Origin of the sequence: Lysobacter enzymogenes, from assembly GCF_017355525.1 — a bacterium.
Taxonomy (GTDB): domain Bacteria; phylum Pseudomonadota; class Gammaproteobacteria; order Xanthomonadales; family Xanthomonadaceae; genus Lysobacter; species Lysobacter enzymogenes_C.
Genome location: NZ_CP067395.1, coordinates 268,005 through 287,295, shown reverse-complemented (window position 1 = coordinate 287,295; position 19,291 = coordinate 268,005). Strand labels below are relative to the sequence as shown.

The following is a 19,291-nucleotide window of genomic DNA, read 5'->3' as shown; positions in this document are numbered from 1 at the left end:
CCGACGCTGTTTTACCCGTTCGCGAGAACGCGGCGCGGCAGGTCGGGCCTGGGTTGCGCCGGCGTTCGAATTTTCGCGGTCGCGGCTCGCGCCGCTCCTACAGGGAGCCCATGTAGGAGCGGCGCGAGCCGCGACCGCGACAACCGAACCACGACGCCGGCTACACTCCCGCGCGAAAAACAAAGGGCGAACCGACGGCCCTCCCGGCCCGCCGATCCGCCCCGAGTCCGGCCCGCGCCCCGCCGAAGCGGGCCGCGGCCCTCACATCGCGCGACTTACCAGATCCGCACCCGCTGCTCCGGCGCGATATACATCGCATCGCCCGGCTTGACCTCGAACGCGCGATACCACGGATCGAAATTGCGCAGCGGCCCGTTCGCGCGGTACTGCGACGGCGAATGCGGGTTGGTCTTGAGCTGGTTCAGCAGCGCCTCGTCGCGGTACTTGCCGCGCCAGATCTGGCCCCACGACAGGAAGAAGCGCTGGTCGCCGCTGAAACCGTCGATCTTCGGCGCCGGCTTGCCGCCCAGGCTCAGCTGGTACGCGGTATAGGCCATCGACACGCCGCCGAGGTCGCCGATGTTCTCGCCCATGGTCAGCTGGCCGTTGACGCACTGGCCCGGCAGCGGGCAGAACGCGTCGTACTGCGCGCCCAGCGCCTTGGTCAGCTGCTCGAAGCGGCTGCGGTCCTGGTCGGTCCACCAGTTGCGCTGGATGCCGGCGTAGTCGGACTTGCTGCCCTGGTCGTCGAAGCCGTGGCCCATTTCGTGGCCGATCACCGCGCCGATGCCGCCGTAGTTGACCGCCGCGTCGGCGTTGAGGTCGAAGAACGGCGCCTGCAGGATGCCGGCCGGGAACACGATCTCGTTGAAGGTCGAGTTGTAGTAGGCGTTGACCGTCTGCGGGGTCATGAACCACTCGTCGCGGTCGGTGCGGGTGCCGATGCGGCGGACCTGGTCGGCGCGCTGGTAACGGCGCATCTGCTGGGTGTTGGCCATCAGGTCGCCGGCGACGATGGTCACGCTGGAGTAGTCGCGCCACTTGTCCGGGTAGCCGACCTTGGGCCGGAAGCTGTCGAGCTTGCGGTAGGCCTCGGTCTTGGTGTCCGCGCCCATCCAGTCGATCTTCTCGATGTTGGCGCGCAGCGCCTTGCGCAGGTTCTCCACCAGTTGCTGCATCGCCGCCTTGGCCTGCGGCGAGAAGTGGCGTTCCACGTACAGCTTGCCCATCGCGTCGCCGAGGCCGTCGCTGTCGGTGACCGCGGCGACCGCGCGCTTCCAGTCGTCGCGCTGCGCCTTCTGGCCGCTGAGCGCCTTGCCGTTGAAGGCGAAGGCCGCATCGTCGATCTCGCGGCTGAGCAGCGCGGCGTTGTTGCGCACGGCGTGGAAGGTCAGGTAGTCGCGCCACACCGGCAGCGGGGTCGCGGCGATCGCATCGATCACCGGCTGCACCGCGCTGGGCGTGTTGACGTTGACCTTGTCCAGCGCCGGCATGCCCTGCGCCTTGATCTGCGCGGCCCAGTCGTAGCCCGGGTACTGCTTGGCGAAGTCGGCGAACGCGGAGACGTTGTAGGTCTTGTCGCGGTTGCGCAGCTGCGCGCGTTCCCACTGCGGCTTGGCCAGCGCGGTTTCCAGATCCAGCACCGCCTGCGCGCGCGCCTTGCCGTCCTTGACCCCGGCGAAGCCGAGCATGCGCTCGATATGGGCCAGGTACGCGGTGCGGATGCCGACGAAGCGCGCGTCCTGGTTGAGGTAGTAATCGCGGTCCGGCAGGCCCAGGCCGGCGACGCGCAGGCCGACCAGGTACTGGTCCGGATTCTTGCGGTCCAGGTCGACGCTGAAGCGCAGCGGCGCGGCGGTGGCGTCCAGGTCGCTGGCGCCGAACGCGGCGACCAGCGCGCCCTTGGAATCGATCTTGGCGATCTTGTCGAGCACCGGCTGCAGCGGCTTGATCCCGGCCGCGTCGCGCGCCGCGCGGTCCATGTAGCTGGCGTAGTAGTCGCGCAGCTTCTGCTTCTCGCTGCCCGCGGGCAGGTCCTTCTGCTTGGTCAGCTCGTCGATGATCGCGTGCACGTCGGCTTCGGATTCGTCGCGCAGCTTGAGGAACGAGCCGTACGCGACTTCGTAGTCCTTCAGCTCGTACGTCGCCAGCCAATGGCCGCTGACGTAGCGGTTGAAATCGTCGCCGGGCTTGACGTTGGGGTCGCGCGCGGTCAGATCGACGCCGAACTCGCCGAGCACGGGCTTGGCCTTGGCCGCGGCGTTGCCGGCGGCGTGGACGGAAGGAACGGCCAGCGCGGCGGCGAGCGCCACGGTCAGGCTCAGGCGGGAGAGATTCATGGGTGGTGCGGTCCCCGGTGGAAAGGCGGGGAGACTAGCGCAGGCGGACGGCCAGTGTCGTGGGCCGTTGGTTTGGGTGGGCAGACGGCCCGGCGCGGCAAAGCGGCGGCACATCGGCCCTGTTCCCCCGATTCCGATCGCATCGATTCCTGACTGGGGCGGATTCACTCGGTTTTGGCGCTGCGGCATGATGGCGCTCACGTCAACGACCTCAGGTCCGGTCATGGATGCCCGCACACTGCGCGCCGCGCTGGAAACCTTTCTCGGCGAACAGCGCTTCGTCAAATTCATAACGGCCGGGTTCGAGCCGCGCATGTTCTATTGGCAGGAGCGCGAGTGGGACCGTTTCATCGAAGCCCATCCGCAGTTCGCGGCGGCCCTGCCCCAGCTTGCGGACCTGCTGCGCTTTTGCCTGCTGCATCGGCAGGACTTGCAGCCCGATCATGTGCGCGTGATACATGCGACCGTTTACTACGTTCGCGACAGCGGCGAACGCAGCGCGAGCCTGTTTCCGCATGCGTCCCTGGGACCGTATTACACCCAGGGCGCACCGCATCCGGAGCCGATGCATGCGGTTTGGTACTGCCCGACTTGCCGCGAACTCGCGCGCGCCGACGAAGCCAGCGCTAGCGGAATCCACGACTGCTGAGCGCATCGGCGACCGCGCATCCGTTCACTCAGGATGGCCGATCCAGCACAGCATTCCCGCTGCCTGCCGCCGGCGAATCGCTCACGCGCCGCGCCGCTTGCGGAACTCGCTGACCTTATGCCGGTTCCCGCACAGCGCCATGCTGCACCAACGGCGCCGGTGCGACTTGGTCGTATCGTGAAACCACAGCACGCACTCGCTGTGTTCGCACTGGCGCACCAAACCGAAATCGACTTCGGCCATCAGCCGCGCCGCGGCCTCGCCCAGCGGCGCCAGCGCCAGCCACGCCGCCTCGCCGAGCGGCGCGCGATGCAACGCATAACCGGACTCAGTGGCCTGCAGCACCACGTGGCTGTGCATGCGCGCCAGCAGCGCGTTGAGCGGCGCCAGATCGACCGCGCGCTCCTGCTTGCGCGCTTCGATCGCCGCGCGGATCGCCTCGCGCAACTCGCGCGCGCGTTCGGCCAGATGCGGCTGCGGCGCCTGCGCGGCGCCGGTGACGCGGCTTAGCCAGTTGGCCGCGTCGGCGTCGTCGCCGAGGTGCTCGACCAGCGCGCCGTTCTCCAGCGTCAGCGTGTTCAGCAGGTCCAGCGCGGGCTGGCCCGCGATCAGCGGCGGCCAGTCGAGGGGGGTCGGGGTCGTCATGGCAGCAATGTAACCATAAAAATAACTATTGACAAGTTACACCGGGCATGACTAGCCTTTCGTAACCCTTGTTAAATAAAAACAAAGGTTACAACCCTTCCAGGAGCCTCCCCATGTCGTCCACCCACCACCCCGTCCACCACCGCTACGTCGAAGCCGACGGCCTGCGCGTCTTCTACCGCGAAGCCGGCGACCCGAGCGCGCCGACCCTGCTGTTGCTGCACGGCTTCCCGACCAGCTCGCTGATGTTCCGCGAGCTCATCGACAAGCTCGCCGACCGCTTCCACCTCGTCGCCCCCGACCTGCCCGGCTTCGGCTTCACCGAAGTGCCGCCGCAGCGCGGCTACGTCTACGACTTCGACCACCTCGGCCATACCCTCGAAGCCTTCGTCGACGCCCTGAACCTGCAGCGCTACGTGCTGTACGTGTTCGACTACGGCGCGCCGACCGGCCTGCGCCTGGCCCTGGCCAAGCCCGAGCGCGTGGCCGGGCTGATCTCGCAGAACGGCAACGCCTACCTGGAAGGCCTCGGCGACGCCTGGGACCCGATGCGCCGCTACTGGGCCGACCCCAGCGCCGAAAACCGCGAGGCGCTGCGCCAGTTCCTGACCCTCGACGCGACCCGCTGGCAGTACGAGAACGGCGAACGCGACATCAGCCTGATCGCACCGGAGGCCTATCACCTCGACACCTTGCTGATGCAGCGCCCCGGCAACGCCGACATCCAGCTCGACCTGACCCTGGACTACGCCAACAACCTGACCCTGTATCCGCAGTTCCAGCAGTTCTTCCGCGACCATCGCGTGCCGACCCTGGTGATCTGGGGCGAACACGATCCGTTCTTCATCCCGCCGGGCGCGCACGCGTACCGCCGCGACAACCCCGACGCGCAGGTGGAACTGCTCGACGCCGGCCATTTCGCCCTCGCCACCCACGGCGGCCATATCGCCCGACGCATCGCGCAGGTGTTCGGCGCGCGCCGCGACTGAGCGCGGCGCGATGCCCGCGGGTCGAGATATCGGCCCGCGGGCTTTATGCTTCCGCCTCCCGCAATCCCCGGACCGCCCGCCGTGCCGCATTACTCAGGCCCTTTGCTGACCCGCCCCGATGCCGAGGCCTTGTGCGCGGCGCGCGACGCCGGCGCGGCCGCATGGACCGGGTCGCTCGACCTGGGCCGCAGCCAGGGCGACGCGCGCTTGCACGCCGACGCCTGGGAATGGCGCGAACAGCGCTATCCGTATCCGGCCGCGCTCAAGGACCGCACGATCTATTACTGGGACGGCGAGGACTTCGCCGCCGTCTCGCGCTTCACCGGCTCGCTGATCAAGCTGGTGCCGACCGACTGGGGCGCGCCGACCTTCGAAATCGACGGCATCAAGATGCTGCCCACGTCCAAGACTTCGCCGGTCGACGACGCGCGGCGCAAGGTCGAACTGGTGCAACCGCGCGGCAAGCAGGTGCTCGACACCTGCGGCGGCCTGGGTTATTTCGCCGCCTGCTGCCTCGACGCCGGCGCCGCGCAGATCCGCTCGTTCGAGAAGAACCCCAGCGTGCTGTGGCTGCGCACGCTGAACCCGTGGTCGCCGGATCCCGACGCGCCCGCCAGCGGCGGCCGCCTGCAACTGGCCCAGGGCGACGTCTCGCAAGCCATCGCCGAACTCGCCGACGCGAGCTTCGACGCGCTGCTGCACGATCCGCCGCGGTTCGGCATCGCCGGCGAGCTGTACTCGCAGACGTTCTACGACCATCTCGCGCGCGTGCTGCGGCGCGGCGGTCGGTTGTTCCATTACACGGGCAGCCCGAACAAGCTGACGACCGGGCGCGATGTGCCGCGTGAGGTCGCCAAGCGACTGGACAAATCCGGGTTCAAGGCGGATCTGGCGCTGGACGGCGTGTTCGCGACCAAGCGCTGACGCGCTGCGCGCGCGATCGTCGCACGCCAGCGGCTACAGAACTTCGCAGCACCAGATCGAATCGGCCCGCCACAGGCTGGCGCAGGTCACGCTGCTGTGCACATCTTCGACCGGCGTGCCGTCTTGCGCGCCGCACTTGCGGACCGCGAAAGCGTAACTTTAAGTTTCGCCACATTCGAACTGAGCACAACGCGGCACTGTTTCGCCGCCCAAATTCAAACCAATATTTTTCAGCGCCATAAAGGCGCGCCGTGTCTGCTAGCATCGCCGCGAAGCGCGCGATGGAGAGGCCGGCTTGAAGACGATCGATATTGCATCAGCCCTGGCGCTTGTGCTCTGCCTGTCCGCATGCGGCACGACTCATCCCGTCAAGAGCGAAAACCCGCACGAGCCGGGGCAAACCACGTCTGCCTCGCACGGCTCCGGCGCTGAGTCCGCGCTGACGATAGAGATTCTCCTGCGCTGGTCCCTCGAAGGGCAGGAAGGAGGCAAGAAAATATTGACCGCATTGCATCGTTCATTCGACATGAAGCGGCTGGACGAAGCCCAGTACGCGGGCGATGGCCCGGTTCGGCTGGCGGATGGCCACATCCTCAGCTTCGCCTATACCTTGGAGCGATCCCCCAGCATCCAAATCGGCGTCGATGAAACCTCATGCGTAGACCCGCAATGGGCCGCCACCACCACACACGCAGCTCTGGATCCGGCATTCCAGGATGCGCATGGCGTCGATCGCGGTCGGATCTACTACACCGTCCGCAACGGCTTCCTGCTTAGCCTGGACACCACGCCCGAGACTTATCGCTGCGTAACCGCAATACGCATTTCGCCTGCGCCAGGGAAAAGGCCATGAGCACGCAGACAGACAAGACTTCCCCCCAGGCCCTTTCCGGCCGCGAAGAATTCCAATCGATGCCGAAGCGCATCCGGGAATGGGTAGCGGCATCTCCGAATGCATCGGCGGCGTTCTCGGACTTCTTCGATAACGGCGGCTCGTTCGTCGTTAAGCCCGAGGCTGGACTTCCCTATTACCGCCCAAGCCCGCAACCGGCCATCGTTGTCGATCAAAACCAATGGCTGTCGCTGAAATCTCCGGATGCCGCTGAGTACCCCCAACGCCACCTCTTCGGCACCCTCGCCCACGAAATCGGCCACGACCGCTACAACACCGGCAACGTCCTGTTCAAAGGCGGCTCCGCCGACGACTACGTCCGATACCGCGCCGGACTGGAAGCGCAGGCGATCTTCACCGCCTTCCCGATCTTCAAGGACCTCGAACGCGAACCCGCGTTCAAGCAAGACTTCCCGTTCAACTCGATCGGCTACCTCAACGGGATCGAGCTGGCCACGCTGTACAAGCAATGGCGTTCCGGCGAGCAGAACGATCAGGCCATCGTCGAACGGATCGCGGCCAAGGTGCCCGACACGCGCTATTCGCTGGGCAATCCGCCGCCCGACCTGAACCGCGATGGCGCAGTGACTCACCGCGACGCTTACCTGCGCGACTACCAGCAGCTGATCCGGCAGCGCCCCGAGTTGGCGCACCCACCGGCACTCGATACACACAAACCGGCAGCCGCAACGCCGAAGTTGAGCGACGCCGACCGCTCGATGCTCGAACAGATCGAAGCCGGGGCGCTCAAAAGCCTGCAAACGGCCGGCCAGGCCCACGACCCGCAGACCGTCGAACGCATCGGCCACGCCTTGTTGGCCGCGTGCAAAGGCGGCCACGATCGTCATCCCGGCGCCCACAGCCCTTCCTACGCCGCCAATGCGCTGGACCGGGTCGACCACGTGCTACTGAGCAACGACGGCCGCAATCTGTTCGCCGTGCAGGGCCGGCTGGACGACCCCGCGCACAAACGCGCCCTGGTGGATATCGCGCAGGCCGCGCAAACGCCGGTGGAGCGATCGGACCAGAAGCTGGATGCGGCCAACAAGCTGATCGCCTCCGAGCGTTCCCAAACCCAGCAAGACGCACCGGCCCGCCACGCCGAACAGGCGTCCCCTGCTGCGATGTCGCTCTGAATTCACGAAATCCCCCAGACACGCCGCGCGTTTCGCGATAAATCCCCTTCGTTTTCCAGGCGTCCGACGCTATCCTCGCGCCAAGGAGGAAGGCTTGCGTGCTCATCAAGATCAAGGACGACGATACGGCCCTGCTTGAGGAATTGGAGCAGCGCGCTACCGGCGCCGGCCCGGCGGCTCAGCAGGCCGCTACCGAACTGCGCATCCGCCAGGCAGGCCGCAAGGGCGAGCGCGATTCGGCCTATCACATCAATTTCCATTTCGAACGCTCGCCCAATTGGGCGGTGATCCACGACCTGCGCGTGGAGCACGGCGGCCGCGTCGCTCAGATCGACCACCTGCTGATCAACCGCTGGCTCGAGATCTATGTCCTGGAAACCAAGCATTTCCACGCCGGAATCAAAATCACCGACGACGGCGAGTTCCTGCGCTGGAACGCGTATCGGAAAACCTACGAAGGCATGGCCTCGCCGTTGGAGCAGAACGAGCGGCACATCGCCGTTCTGAGCGATGTCGTAGACACGCTCGATTGGCCGCAACGCATGGGGCTGCGCATCGCTCCGGCATTCCACTCGTTGGTGCTGGTGTCGCCGGACGCGCGTATCGACCGTTCGAAACGCTTCGACTCCTCGCGCGTCATCAAGGCCGACTTGCTGCGCAAGCGGATCGACAAGGACTTCGGCTCCGAAAGCCCGCTGATGGCGTTGCTGAAGACCACCGCGAAACTCGTCTCCGGCGACACGGTCGTAGGCGTCGCCCGACAACTGGTCGGACGGCACACGCCGCTCCGGCACGCTGGCCAAGGACAAGCCGAGTATGCGCCGCGAGGGCGCATCGAACCCACCATCGCTCCAACCCTCGCTCAGCGCAGCACGGTGGCCGAAGATAGAGCGGCATACCGCACATCCGCAGCGACCGAGCCGAAGACCGGACCGAACCTGGCCCACTCAACCCTGTCCGTGTCGCGTCCGAACGCCGGGCGGCCGCCAGCGGCTGGCGACGTATCGTCCGGGGCTCCGGCTGCGCAGCGCGGACTCGAGCCGACGTCTGCGCCGCAGCGACCGGCCGCCGAGACTTCGGCCGAACCGCTGCCCTTGCCCGCGCACCGGAGCGCGACGGCCGCTCCTGCGTGCAAGAGCTGCAACGGCGAAACCGGCGAAATCCTGTACGGGAAATACGGCTACTACTTTCGCTGCGAAAGCTGCAGCACGAACACGGCGATCCGCTTCGCCTGCCAACCCGGCCACAAGCCGCGTCTGCGCAAGGAAGGTCTGTCCTTCTATCGCGAATGCGCCGATTGCGGCAGCAGCACTCTCTACCATCGCAACCGCGACTGAGCCCGGAACATGATCGCGTTGCTTACGCTTCCGGTGCTGCTCTACCAATTGCTGTTCGTACTGATCCTGTACATCGCCAGCCGCGTCGGCCGCAAGACCTTGCTGACAGCCTTCGTCGTCTGTCTGCTTTGGACCGCCACGCACCTGTTCTTCCCGCCCCTGGCGGTGCTGCAGAGCGCGGTGATCGGCATCAGCTATTGGTGGTTCGGCCGCAGGACGCAAGACACCAGGCACCTGCCGCCTGGGTCCGAGTAAGGCCCGGCCGTCGCGACCGAGCTACGCCCCTTCAAGCGCTCCTCACCACACCTCGCACTGCTGCTCCTTCGCCCGCACCATCGCATCGCCTGCCTTGCACTGGAACGTCTGCTGGAACGCCGGCAGGTTCGACAACGGGCCGTTGACGCGATACTTCGCGACCGGATGCGGGTCGCCCTGGATCATCGTGCGCTGGGTCTCCAGCCGGGTTTCGTCGCCGCGGAACTGGCCCCAGGCGATGAAGAACTGCTGCTCGGGCGTGAACCCGTCCAAGGTCGGCTCCGGCCCCTTGCCTTCGCGCGATTTCAGGTACGCGCGGTAAGCGATCTTGGCGCCGGCGAGATCGCCGATGGACTCGCCGAGCACCAGCTTGCCGTTGTGGTGCAGCCCGGGTTCGATGAAATAGCCTTCGAACTGATCGACCACGCACTGGCCCTTGGCCGCGAACTGCTTGCCGTCGGCCGGCGTCCACCAGTTCGACAAGCGGCCTTGCGCATCGAACTGCGCGCCCTGGTCGTCGAAGCCGTGACTGATCTCGTGGCCGATCACCACGCCGATCGCGCCGTAGTTGACCGCGTCGGTCGCGTTCACGTCGAACGCCGGCGGCTGCAGGATACCGGCGGGGAACACGATCTCGTTCTGCAACGGGTTGTAGTACGCGTTCGAGGTCGGCGGAGTCATGCCCCAGCGGCTGCGGTCGGTCGGCTTGCCGATCAGGCGGCGGTCGTCGGCCACGTTCCAGCGCGAGGTCGCCTGCAGATTGTTCCAGGCCGACGCGCGGCTCACCTCGACCCCGGCGTAGTCCTTGAACGTGTCCGGATAGCCGAGCTTGGCGACGAAAGTCGAGCGCTTTTCCAAGGCCTTTTGCTTGGTCGCCGCATCCATCCAATCCAGTTCGCGGATGGTGTCGTCCATCGCCGCGAGGATGTTCTTGACCATGTCCTGCATGCGCGCCTTGGCTTCCGGCGGGAAATACTTCTCCACGTACTTCGCGCCGAGCGCGTCGCCGAGCTGGGCGTCGGCGAGTTCGGCGCAACGCTTCCAGCGCGGCTTCATCTGGGTGGCGCCGGTCAGGAACTTGCCGTTGAACGCGAAGTTCTCCTCCACGAACGGCTGCGACAGCGTATCGGCGGAGGCTTCGAGCGCATGCCAGCGCAGATAGGCTTTCCATTGCGCCAGCGGCGTGGCGGTCAGTTCCTGGTCGAACTGGCGCAGGAACTTCGGCTGGGTCACGTTGAGCGCTTCGCGCGGGATGCCGGCGCCGTCGAAATAAGCGCCCCAATCGAAACCGGGCGCCAGTTTGGACAGCTCGGCGAACGCAGTCGGGTTGTCCTGGCGCTTGGGATCGCGCAACTGCACGTTGTCGAGCGAAGCCTCGGCCAGGCGCTTTTCGAAATCGAACACCGTCTGCGCATCGCGCTGGGCGTCGGCGGCCGGCACGCCGGCCAGTTCGAACATGCGCGCGACGTGGACCAGGTACTTGGCGCGCGCTTCGACGAAACGCGGCTCGGGCTTGAGGTAGTAATCGCGGTCGGGCAGGCCCAGGCCGCCGGCCTGGAGGTGGGCGATGGTACGCGAAGGCTCGCGCAGGCTCTCGCCGGACGAAACCACGAACGGCGCGGCGATGCCGACGGCGTTCAACTTGCCGATCTCGCGCTGCAGGCCGGCGCGGTCCTTGATCGCATCGATCTCCGCCAGCCACGGCTGCACCGGCTTGGCGCCGAGCGCGTTCGCCGCCGACTCGTCCATGCACGCCGCGTAGAAATCGCCGGCCAACTGCCCCGCGCTGCCCTTGGCCCAATCCTGGCGCGCCGACAACTCGGTCAGGATGTCGCGCACCCGCTCCTTGTTGAGCTCGCCCGACTGCCAGCGCCGGCTCCAGCGGTCCATGTAGTCGGGAATCGGATTCTGCTGGCGCCACGCGCCGTTGGCGTAAGCGAAGAAATCCTCGCAAGGCTTGGCGTTGCGGTCGATGTCGCCGGGCTGGACGCCGTGCACGGCACCGACCGACGCGGTGGACACGGCCAGCAACAGCAACAACGGGAGGCGGGACTTGGACACGGCACTTCCCCTCGGAATGGTGCGGCCACTATAGCCTCGGCCCAACGCCGTGCCTGTCCCGAAAGTCGTGGTCGCTGCGGCGTTCGCGCGCCGTGCGACCGGCGGCGGCCGGGATCGCCCCCGACCGGCCGGCGAAAGCCGCCCACCGTGCCACGCCAACGGCGCGTGCAGCGGCCTGCGACAGCGGCGGCAACGGCCAAAGCCGTGTGCCCGATCCGGTTTTTGGCAACAAAAACATCGCCGCGCACGGCATCGGCGAAACCGTGACGGCACGCGCGCCGGGGCGCGCCGGGGCTGCCTACCCTCGCCTGCGGATCGCCCGCCGGTCCGCCCGCCGCACCGACCGCGAAGCCCACAGCGAAGCCCGACTGCGCGCCGCTTCGCATGACGCCCTCTCCACCGACCAGGACCCTCCCATGCGTTCTATCGCCCGCTCCGCTCTCACGCCGTTGTTCCGCGCCTTGCTGCCCTGCCTCGCGCTCGCCGCGCTGCCCGCGCTCGCCGCGCCGCCGTCGAGCCCGATGCCCCAGCACGTGCTGGCGAAACCGATCAAGACCAAACTCGGCCGCTTCGACTCGCGCGAAATCATCGAGGTCAAGTTCGTCGACGACAGCCAGGTGCGTCTGCAAAGCGGCCGCCTGAGTTCGGCCAAGCTCGGCCGCCTGACCGCGCTGGACAGCCTCACCGGCGGCGCCGGCCCGGTCGCCGCGCTGGAACCGCTGTTCCATGCCGATGCCGCGACCCTGTCGGCGCTGAGCAAGAGTGCGCAGGCGCAAGGCCCGCAGCCCGACCTGAGCCAGTGGTTCCGGATCCGGGTCAAGCCCGGCCAGGACGCCGCGCGCGTCATCGACGAACTCAACGCGATGAGCATCGTCGAAACCGCCTACGCCGCGCCGCTGCCGGTGCCGCTGCCGGCCTCGCCGAACTACGAATCCAACCAGTACTACAAGCTGCCGGCCGCGCAGAACGGCATCGACAGCGAGTACGCGCGCACCGTCGCCGGCGGCAACGGCGCCGGCGTTCGCGTGCTCGACATCGAATACAGCTGGAACACCGGCCACGAAGACCTGTCCAAGCTGCGGCTGGCCGGCGCGCGGGTCAACAACGGCACCCCGACCGATCCGTTCAACGACAACAACCACGGCACCGCGGTGATGGGCCAACTGGTCGCCGACAACAACGGCATCGGCGTCACCGGCCTGGTCGACGGCGCCAGCGCGTACATGACCAACGCGATGAACACCGAACGCGGCTACGACCCGGCCAACGCCATCCTGACCGCCGCCAACTTCCTGCGCGCGGGCGACGTGATCCTGATCGAACAGCAGGCCGCCGGCCCCAGCGCCTGCAACGGCTACGTGCCGGTGGAATGGATCGCCTCGGTCCACGCCGCCATCGTCACCGCGACCAACAAGGGCATCCACGTGGTCCAGGCCGGCGGCAACGGCAACATGAATCTCGACAACACCTCGTGTTTCGGCTCGCCGTTCCCGGCCGGCCGCGCCGACTCGGGCTCGATCATCGTCGGCGCCGGCGGCCCGCGCTCCAATACGTGGTGCAGCGACGGCACCGCCGAACGCGCGAAGCAGTCGTTCTCGACCTACGGTTCGCGCGTCAACGTGCAGGCCTGGGGCCGCTGCGTCACCACCACCGGCTACGGCAACCTCTACAACGGCGGCGTCAACGCGTATTACACCAAGGTGTTCTCCGGAACCTCCAGCGCCTCGCCCATCGTCGCCTCGGCGGTGGTGGCGCTGTCGGGCATCGCCAAACAGCGCGGCATCACCTTGACCCCGCGGCAGATGCGCGACCTGCTGCGCACCACCGGCACCGCGCAAACCGGTGGCGGAGGCAATATCGGCCCGCTGCCGAACCTGCGCGCGGCGATTTCGCAACTCGGCAATTGAACCGCCGCTCGCGAACCGGCGAGTTCCGAAGCTAACGCGGTTTCGCGGGCGCAGGGGCCATCGCTCCTGCGCCCGCGCATCGCGGACGGGTTCGCGAACGTTCGCGTACGCAACACGCCGGCGACGCATACCCGATCGAATTCGCAATCCTCGCGATAGCGCGGCGTGCACCTTGCCTCACGACATATAACTGCAACCGACACAGCGCAAACGATCGCTGCGACGCGCGTCGCGATGGCCGACTGCGCATCCGCAGAGTTCGGCCGAAAAACGCGGCGCACACTGACAACGCTCGCGCAGCGCGCGAAACCGGCAGGTTCCCGAAAGGCGCCAGCGCCGTCGCCGCGACCACGCTGCCGAGCGAAACGCCGCACAACGGCCGCCCCAATCCCTCGCCTTCGCGACCAAGGATGGAACGCGCGACCCGCGACCGCGGTGCCCTGTCGCATCGCCCACGAGGATCGCGCGCCATGCATGCACCGACTGTTCCCGACATCGACGCCGCCGCCGCGCCTGAGTCGCCTCCCGCGCAAACCCGAACCGGTTGCGCCGACGCAACATCGCCGCAACTCATCGCGCCCAGCGGCCGCGGCCAGGTCGTGCTCGACAGCGCCGAACTGCGGCGCCTGCGGCAAGGCCGGCTGCTGAGCCAGCAAGACCTCGCCGACGACTGCTGGCGCCGCAACATCCGCGTGTCGGTGGCCACGATAAAACGCGCCGAATCCGGCCGCGCCGTGCGCTTCCGCATCGCCCACGAACTGGCGCGCTGCTTCGGCGTGCCGGTGATGGCGCTGGTGCGCGCCGCGCCCGCGGCGTGAGCGCTCACGCCGCGTCACCGAACTGATCCCGGCCTGAGCCCGCAGTGACCCCACGCGCCGTGCGGGCGCAGCGAATACTGCCTGCGCTGCGAAGCCGGGCACCGCTCACAGCCCGCCCGCCGAGCTCGCATCGGCCGACGCGCTGCCGCAAGGCTTCGCCGCACACCTAACGGGTACCAACATCACACAGGGGAAGCTCATGGCCACCGCCGTCAAAATCAGCCAGTGCGACAACGAACTCCACATCATCGCCTCCACCGGCGCCGGCTCGTCCGAGGTCTGCCACATCAGCTCGGGCTACAACGACCCGGTGAGCTACTCGGTCAACCTCGGCTCGGTCCTGCCGGCCGGCAAGTACGACCTAACCCTGGTCGGCATCAACTGGGGCGGCCCGGCCGCGTTCAACGTCAACGTCGGCGGCACCGCGTACACCTACAGCGACCAAAACGCGCCGGTCGGCGTGGTCTGGTCGAAGACCATCCAGGTCACCGTCTGACGCCGCGAAAAACGCATCCGCCAAACGCGGCAAACAGGCCTGCCGGGGCTCCGGCAGGCCTTCGCTTTTTTCCGCATTCGTACCGAAACCGCCGCGCCGGCATCACGTTTTCCGGCTCCGCTTCAGCACGCGCTAAGCCGGCGAAGCGAATCGGATGAGATGCGTAGACACACTCCGAATACGCATCACGTTTCGCGCTTGATGTTCATTCTTTTCAGCCGATTCGCGGTGGCGGAGCAATGCGCGGAATCCACGAAAACGTCTCACTTCTTGGGTAGGGGGCGCTTCATCGGCGCCCGTTTCGAACAGTGCGGCAACAAGGCGCACCCTGCACAGGCACGTGCGCACACCCATTCGCCGGACCTGCCGCATTCCATCGATCGCATCCCTCCCTAATCGCTTTGAGGAGTTTTCGGATATGCGCAAGTTCAGCACGTCGGTACTCGCCGTCACCGTTGCCATGATCGCCTCCGGTTCGGCCTTCGCCGCCGACGACCTCGCCCCCGCGTTGAAGACCGCCATGCAGCGCGACCTGGGCCTCAACGAAACCCAGCTCGTCCAGTACCTCAAGCTCGAAAGCCTCGCCGCGCAGCAAGCGCAGACCCTGGAAACCAAGCTCGGCCGCAACTTCGCCGGCACCTGGCTGGAGCGCAAGGCCGACGGTTCCTACGCGCTGGTCGCCGCCAGCACCGCGATCAACAACACCGCCGCCAAGGCCGTGCCGGGCGTGGAAACCCGCCGCGTGGCCAACAGCCTGAGCGCGCTCAACGCCGCCAAGGGCCAGCTCGACAGCCTGCTGGCGCGCAACGGCAAGACCCCGAAGGGCGTCTACAGCTGGTCGGTCGACCTGCCCAGCAACAGCATCGTCGTCGGCGTCGCCCCGGGCGCGGAAGAAACCGGCGTCGACTTCGTCGCGCGCAGCGGCCTGGATTCGCGTCTGGTGCGCTTCGAAACCATGAAGGACGTCCCGCAGCGCCGCATCGCCGTGCAGGGCGGCCGCGGCATGCTGCGCAACCCGGGCGACGGCTACCTGTACGCCTGCTCGGTCGGCTTCACCGTCACCAAGGGCAGCACCCCGGGCTACGCCACCGCCGGCCATTGCGGCACCGTCGGCGAAATCGTCTATCAGGAAGCCGGCCAGTGGAACCCGGGCGTCCGCGTCGGCACCTTCGCCGCCTCGGTGATGCCGAGCGGCACCAGCACCGGCCCCGACCGCGGCTGGGTCAAGGTCGACACCACCCACACCCTGTCGCCGAGCGTGTACGGCTACGGCAACGGCGACGTCACCGTGCGCGGCAGCACCGAAGCCGCCGTCGGCGCCGCGCTGTGCCGTTCGGGCCGCACCTCGGGCTGGCATTGCGGCGCCATCCGCACCAAGAACGTCACCGTCTCGTACCAGGACGACAACGGCAACCCCGACGGCACCGTCACCGGCCTGACCCGCACCACCGCCTGCGCCGAAGGCGGCGACTCGGGCGGCTCGTTCATCACCGGCGCCGGCCAGGCGCAGGGCGTGCTGTCGGGCGGCAGCGGCAGCTGCCAGGGCAGCCAGGGCAACAACGGCGGCGGCAACAGCTACTACACCCCGATCAACGCGATCCTGAGCGCGTACTCGCTGACGCTGCGTACCAGCCCGTAACTCCGCAACCGAACCTCCCCCTTAAGCGCCCCGCCTCGGCGGGGCGCTTTTTTTTTGCGCAAGTCGAACGTAGCCCCCTGTAGGAGCGGCGCAAGCCGCGACCGCGCCACTACAACTACGCCGAAGCTCCAGCCCTCGACAAAAGCCCGCCGATTTAGCCAACACACGCCAGGGATCGGCATGAGCACCCGACGGCCCTGAGACGATCTTCAATTTCAGCGCCACCGCGATGAGATACGCAAACTGAAACTGCGCACTACACGCGCGCCAAACGCATAACCTTGACTGGACCGAAATCGGCACGGATGCTACGCAGGTCTTCATTGCGGCCGAGCGATTCAGCCGCAAGTACAAGCTAAGGCCGGAGCCAGGAAAGGCTCCGAACGTTTTCGACAGGGATCGTTCTATGTCAAAAACCTCTGGCAGCCCCGTCACGTTCTCTCGCATCCAACAAGCGCACGCCGATACGCTCTACAGGGATGTGAATCTCATCAATGAGGCAGTTCGCGCTGAACTGGGGCCTATGCCCTTAACCAGAGCGTCCTCGCCGCCCAGGCGAAAGCCGACCCTGCCGATCCATCCGCGCCCCGTCGCGATCGCCGACGAAAATCTTCAAGAGACGGACGAAGTGAGCCTCAAACACCTGACCGCCGCCGTAGCCATCACCACGCTGGGACTGGCCGCCTGTCAAAAGCAAGAAGTCTCCCCGCCATCGGTCGAAAAGCGCGAGGTGGAGCAAGTCGCCCCCGTACCTGCCACGGATATGCAGGCTGCCGCGGAGGTGTTCGCCAGCGACAAGGGACGCGATTGGGATGCTTACGCGGCGCTCTCAACCGTCAAATGGAAAGACTCCGTACCCCAGGAATTCGTAGCGGGGCGCTACTCGCGCAGCGGCGAAATCCTGCTGCAAGGGTTCACGACCAAGGACATTCCCAACAGCAAGCCCGGAACGGAATACGCCACGGTCAAACGCAATGAAGGCGAATCGACGCTCAACGTGACAGGCACCTTGAGCGGGGTCGAAACCGTATCGATCAGCAAACCCCTCTACTCCGACGATTACTTGAGCATCCTCAAGAATCAATTCGGATCCGCCGCCGCGGTCGCCACTATTGCGGACCAATGCCCCGCTCCCGAGTACGAGGAAGGCGCAGGCAGCGGCGCCTTCTTCGAAGTATCGCTCGCTGGCAACCGCAAGCTCTACGTGCAGGCCAGCCAGAAGGACGGCGGCAAATACACCGATGGCTTCACCGTCTTCGATCTGACTCGAACTCGGCCCACGGACGCCATCGCGCAACTGAACTGCAAGCCAGTCGAGTAAGAGCACGCAAGGAGCGACACCATGCCAGGGACGCGCAGGCAAGAGCGGGCCGTGCTTACGGCCAATGAGTACACGCAGGGCAACATCGAAGGGCTCAGCGATCATGGAACGCGGCGACTGATCGCGTCCACCGTGCTGACCGAAAGCAATGGCGGCGACCTGGCCATCACCAACACGGTCGGCTACGTAGGCCGTTATCAGGCCGGCGCCACCTGGCTGGCCGACGCCGGCTATGTCGATACCGCCAAGCTGCAGGCGGCCATGTCCGGCTACCGCAGAGAATGGAGGTGGGCCGAGTCGGGAGGGATGACCCGTTTCCTGGAGGATCCGAGCAACTGGAAGGATGGCCTCAGTCTCGAGAAGTACAAAGCTTCCGCAGACCTCCAAGACCAAGCCTTCAAGCGCAACAGCGACTCGGCCTATCGCACCGCGATCAGGCAGGGCGTTCTGCACGCAGGCGATTCCGAAGAACACGTCGCCGGCTTTCTCAAGGCGCGGCACATCGCGGGCTACGGCGGCGCGGTGAATGTCGTGCAAAACCGCGCCGCTGCGAAAGACGATTACGGCACCAGCAGCTACGATTACTACAACGACATAGCGATCAATCGCGACGGCCTGAACCAGTTGCTCGTCCCGCAAGACCAGTTCAAAGGCATTCCGTACAAACTGCCGGTAGAAAAAGAGCTCAAACCCGGCGACGCCAATCTTTCGGTCAAAGCTTTGCAGGAAAACTTGCAGTTGGTCGGCGCGACCGATTCCAGCGGCAGGCCTCTGCGAGCGGACGGCGATTACGGAAACAATACCCGGGAAGCCGTGGCGGAGTTCCAGCGACAGAGCAACCTTCCCGAGACCGGAAGGGCCGATGTCGGCACCCTTTCGGCCCTGCAGATTAGAGCGGCGGCGATCGTCGCCGCACCGGACTTTCATCAAGCAGCCCAACGCTTCCAGCCGCCCGGTTACCGCGACGACTGGATGCAGACCAATGCGCAGGGTTTGCCGAACTATCTGCACTCGCGTACGCCAACCGCATCCGCGCCCGTTCGCGACGCGATGGCCGATGGGGTGTTGAAAATCGGCGAACGCGGACCCGAAGTCGCGAGGCTCCAAGAAAACCTGATCCAACTGGGGATCAACGATCGTCTCAAGGACCCGATCAAAGCCGACGGAGTTTTCGGCCCCGACACTCAGCGAGCCGTGCAGGCATTCCAGCTCTGGCACGGCACCGAGCACGTCAGCGGCATCGCGGACAAGCAGACGCTCGCGGCGATCAGCACCCAGACCGGGCTGGCGATCGTTCAACGGGCTGTCGACAAGGCGACCGATCATCCGACTCGCGACTTTGCAACCAATACCAACCTGGGCGTCCGCCCAGACCCGGCGTCGGCGGCCGACAGTCGGCGAGTAGCCGAACATGCCAGCCTGCCTGCCACGGCCGCCACCGAAGGCCCCAAGCCTGCGACCGCAGCATCACCGGCTCCCGCATCCGGCGCACCACAAGAGCCGCCAAAGCTATCGCGGGACGACCAAGCGATGTTCGACAAGATTCGCGCTGGCGCACCTGCTCACGTCACGGACGAAAAGATTGCGGAAGCGACGCTTGCAGCCAAGCGCAACGGCATCGCAGACGTCGGCAAAATCGGCGCGATCGGCTTGGTCCAGGACAAGTTGTGGATCGGAGGCTCTACGCCGGGATACCACGCCAGCGTTGTCGTTTCCGAACCGGCCCCGCCCATGCAAGACACGCTTCGCGAGACTCAGGCATTCAATCAGCAGCAAACGCAGAAACCGTCGCAGGACGCAGATCAGCGCGCCCACGAGGACCCCAGCCGTGGAGGTAGATGAGCGGGGCCCGCGATGAGAGCTGGGCCGGAGTACGAACGCGA

16 protein-coding genes are annotated in these 19,291 nt (G+C 66.5%); 13 read left to right on the top strand and 3 right to left on the bottom strand.

Features of this window, described 5'->3' with window-relative positions; genetic code table 11:
* Window positions 1-275 precede the first annotated feature (275 nt).
* Window positions 276-2,339 carry a M13 family metallopeptidase gene (locus tag JHW38_RS01450; protein ID WP_207524269.1) on the bottom strand — a complete coding sequence of 688 codons (2,064 nt, stop codon included), beginning with the start codon at window positions 2,337-2,339 and terminating at the stop codon, window positions 276-278.
* A gap of 187 nt (window positions 2,340-2,526) precedes the next feature.
* Here JHW38_RS01450 and JHW38_RS01445 point away from each other — a divergent pair, with 187 nt between their 5' ends.
* Window positions 2,527-2,988, top strand: coding sequence for a hypothetical protein (locus JHW38_RS01445; RefSeq protein WP_207524268.1), 462 nt, complete (start codon window positions 2,527-2,529; stop codon window positions 2,986-2,988).
* Between the two features lie 81 nt (window positions 2,989-3,069).
* Here JHW38_RS01445 and JHW38_RS01440 read toward each other — a convergent pair whose 3' ends face one another.
* Complete coding sequence (locus tag JHW38_RS01440; RefSeq protein ID WP_207524267.1) at window positions 3,070-3,633, bottom strand: CGNR zinc finger domain-containing protein; 564 nt, start codon at window positions 3,631-3,633, stop codon at window positions 3,070-3,072.
* Window positions 3,634-3,746: 113 nt separating this feature from the next.
* Between JHW38_RS01440 and JHW38_RS01435 the strand changes: the two genes are divergently transcribed.
* The 6 genes from JHW38_RS01435 (at window position 3,747) to JHW38_RS01410 (ending at window position 9,166) form a co-directional block, all read left to right on the top strand.
* Entirely contained in the window at window positions 3,747-4,622 is an 876-nt protein-coding gene (locus JHW38_RS01435; RefSeq protein WP_207524266.1) for an alpha/beta fold hydrolase, read from the top strand.
* An 81-nt stretch (window positions 4,623-4,703) separates the two neighbouring features.
* Window positions 4,704-5,546, top strand: a complete 843-nt coding sequence (locus JHW38_RS01430; protein WP_207524265.1) for a class I SAM-dependent methyltransferase — start codon at window positions 4,704-4,706, stop codon at window positions 5,544-5,546.
* 295 nt (window positions 5,547-5,841) lie between these two features.
* Window positions 5,842-6,399 (top strand): hypothetical protein, encoded by a 558-nt coding sequence (locus JHW38_RS01425; RefSeq protein ID WP_207524264.1) that lies wholly within the window; start codon window positions 5,842-5,844, stop codon window positions 6,397-6,399.
* Window positions 6,396-7,574, top strand: coding sequence for an XVIPCD domain-containing protein (locus JHW38_RS01420; RefSeq protein WP_207524263.1), 1,179 nt, complete (start codon window positions 6,396-6,398; stop codon window positions 7,572-7,574). Before JHW38_RS01425 ends, JHW38_RS01420 begins: the two co-directional genes overlap by 4 nt.
* Before the next feature lie 98 nt (window positions 7,575-7,672).
* The gene (locus JHW38_RS01415; RefSeq protein WP_207524262.1) at window positions 7,673-8,911 is read left to right on the top strand and encodes a nuclease-related domain-containing protein; all 1,239 of its coding nucleotides are present in this window, start codon (window positions 7,673-7,675) and stop codon (window positions 8,909-8,911) included.
* A 9-nt stretch (window positions 8,912-8,920) separates the two neighbouring features.
* Complete coding sequence (locus JHW38_RS01410) at window positions 8,921-9,166, top strand: hypothetical protein (protein ID WP_207524261.1); 246 nt, start codon at window positions 8,921-8,923, stop codon at window positions 9,164-9,166.
* Window positions 9,167-9,208: 42 nt separating this feature from the next.
* On the opposite strand, the gene JHW38_RS01405 is transcribed toward JHW38_RS01410, so the two are convergent.
* Window positions 9,209-11,227 (bottom strand): M13 family metallopeptidase, encoded by a 2,019-nt coding sequence (locus JHW38_RS01405; RefSeq protein ID WP_207524260.1) that lies wholly within the window; start codon window positions 11,225-11,227, stop codon window positions 9,209-9,211.
* Between the two features lie 416 nt (window positions 11,228-11,643).
* Between JHW38_RS01405 and JHW38_RS01400 the strand changes: the two genes are divergently transcribed.
* From JHW38_RS01400 to JHW38_RS01375, 6 genes are all read left to right on the top strand, one after another.
* The gene (locus tag JHW38_RS01400) at window positions 11,644-13,134 is read left to right on the top strand and encodes a S8 family serine peptidase (RefSeq protein ID WP_207524259.1); all 1,491 of its coding nucleotides are present in this window, start codon (window positions 11,644-11,646) and stop codon (window positions 13,132-13,134) included.
* Between the two features lie 470 nt (window positions 13,135-13,604).
* Window positions 13,605-13,952, top strand: a complete 348-nt coding sequence (locus tag JHW38_RS01395) for a helix-turn-helix domain-containing protein (protein ID WP_207524258.1) — start codon at window positions 13,605-13,607, stop codon at window positions 13,950-13,952.
* Window positions 13,953-14,151: 199 nt separating this feature from the next.
* Window positions 14,152-14,448, top strand: a complete 297-nt coding sequence (locus JHW38_RS01390) for a hypothetical protein (RefSeq protein ID WP_207524257.1) — start codon at window positions 14,152-14,154, stop codon at window positions 14,446-14,448.
* Between the two features lie 418 nt (window positions 14,449-14,866).
* A complete protein-coding gene (locus tag JHW38_RS01385) occupies window positions 14,867-16,087 on the top strand; it encodes a S1 family peptidase (protein ID WP_207524256.1) in 1,221 nt (406 codons plus the stop codon).
* 406 nt (window positions 16,088-16,493) lie between these two features.
* Window positions 16,494-17,408: a hypothetical protein gene (locus tag JHW38_RS01380; protein WP_207524255.1), complete on the top strand. Its 915-nt coding sequence runs from the start codon at window positions 16,494-16,496 to the stop codon at window positions 17,406-17,408.
* Between the two features lie 21 nt (window positions 17,409-17,429).
* Window positions 17,430-19,250, top strand: coding sequence for a peptidoglycan-binding domain-containing protein (locus JHW38_RS01375; RefSeq protein ID WP_207524254.1), 1,821 nt, complete (start codon window positions 17,430-17,432; stop codon window positions 19,248-19,250).
* Window positions 19,251-19,291 lie beyond the last annotated feature (41 nt).

What these genes read in the sequence shown, in the direction of transcription:
- JHW38_RS01450 (WP_207524269.1), bottom strand. Translation starts at nt 2,339, where the DNA reads ATGAATCTCTCCCGCCTGAGCCTGACCGTGGCGCTCGCCGCCGCGCTG.
- JHW38_RS01445 (WP_207524268.1), top strand. Translation starts at nt 2,527, where the DNA reads ATGATGGCGCTCACGTCAACGACCTCAGGTCCGGTCATGGATGCCCGC.
- JHW38_RS01440 (WP_207524267.1), bottom strand. Translation starts at nt 3,633, where the DNA reads ATGACGACCCCGACCCCCCTCGACTGGCCGCCGCTGATCGCGGGCCAG.
- JHW38_RS01435 (WP_207524266.1), top strand. Translation starts at nt 3,747, where the DNA reads ATGTCGTCCACCCACCACCCCGTCCACCACCGCTACGTCGAAGCCGAC.
- JHW38_RS01420 (WP_207524263.1), top strand. Translation starts at nt 6,396, where the DNA reads ATGAGCACGCAGACAGACAAGACTTCCCCCCAGGCCCTTTCCGGCCGC.
- JHW38_RS01410 (WP_207524261.1), top strand. Translation starts at nt 8,921, where the DNA reads ATGATCGCGTTGCTTACGCTTCCGGTGCTGCTCTACCAATTGCTGTTC.
- JHW38_RS01400 (WP_207524259.1), top strand. Translation starts at nt 11,644, where the DNA reads ATGCGTTCTATCGCCCGCTCCGCTCTCACGCCGTTGTTCCGCGCCTTG.
- JHW38_RS01395 (WP_207524258.1), top strand. Translation starts at nt 13,605, where the DNA reads ATGCATGCACCGACTGTTCCCGACATCGACGCCGCCGCCGCGCCTGAG.
- JHW38_RS01390 (WP_207524257.1), top strand. Translation starts at nt 14,152, where the DNA reads ATGGCCACCGCCGTCAAAATCAGCCAGTGCGACAACGAACTCCACATC.
- JHW38_RS01385 (WP_207524256.1), top strand. Translation starts at nt 14,867, where the DNA reads ATGCGCAAGTTCAGCACGTCGGTACTCGCCGTCACCGTTGCCATGATC.
- JHW38_RS01380 (WP_207524255.1), top strand. Translation starts at nt 16,494, where the DNA reads ATGTCAAAAACCTCTGGCAGCCCCGTCACGTTCTCTCGCATCCAACAA.
- JHW38_RS01375 (WP_207524254.1), top strand. Translation starts at nt 17,430, where the DNA reads ATGCCAGGGACGCGCAGGCAAGAGCGGGCCGTGCTTACGGCCAATGAG.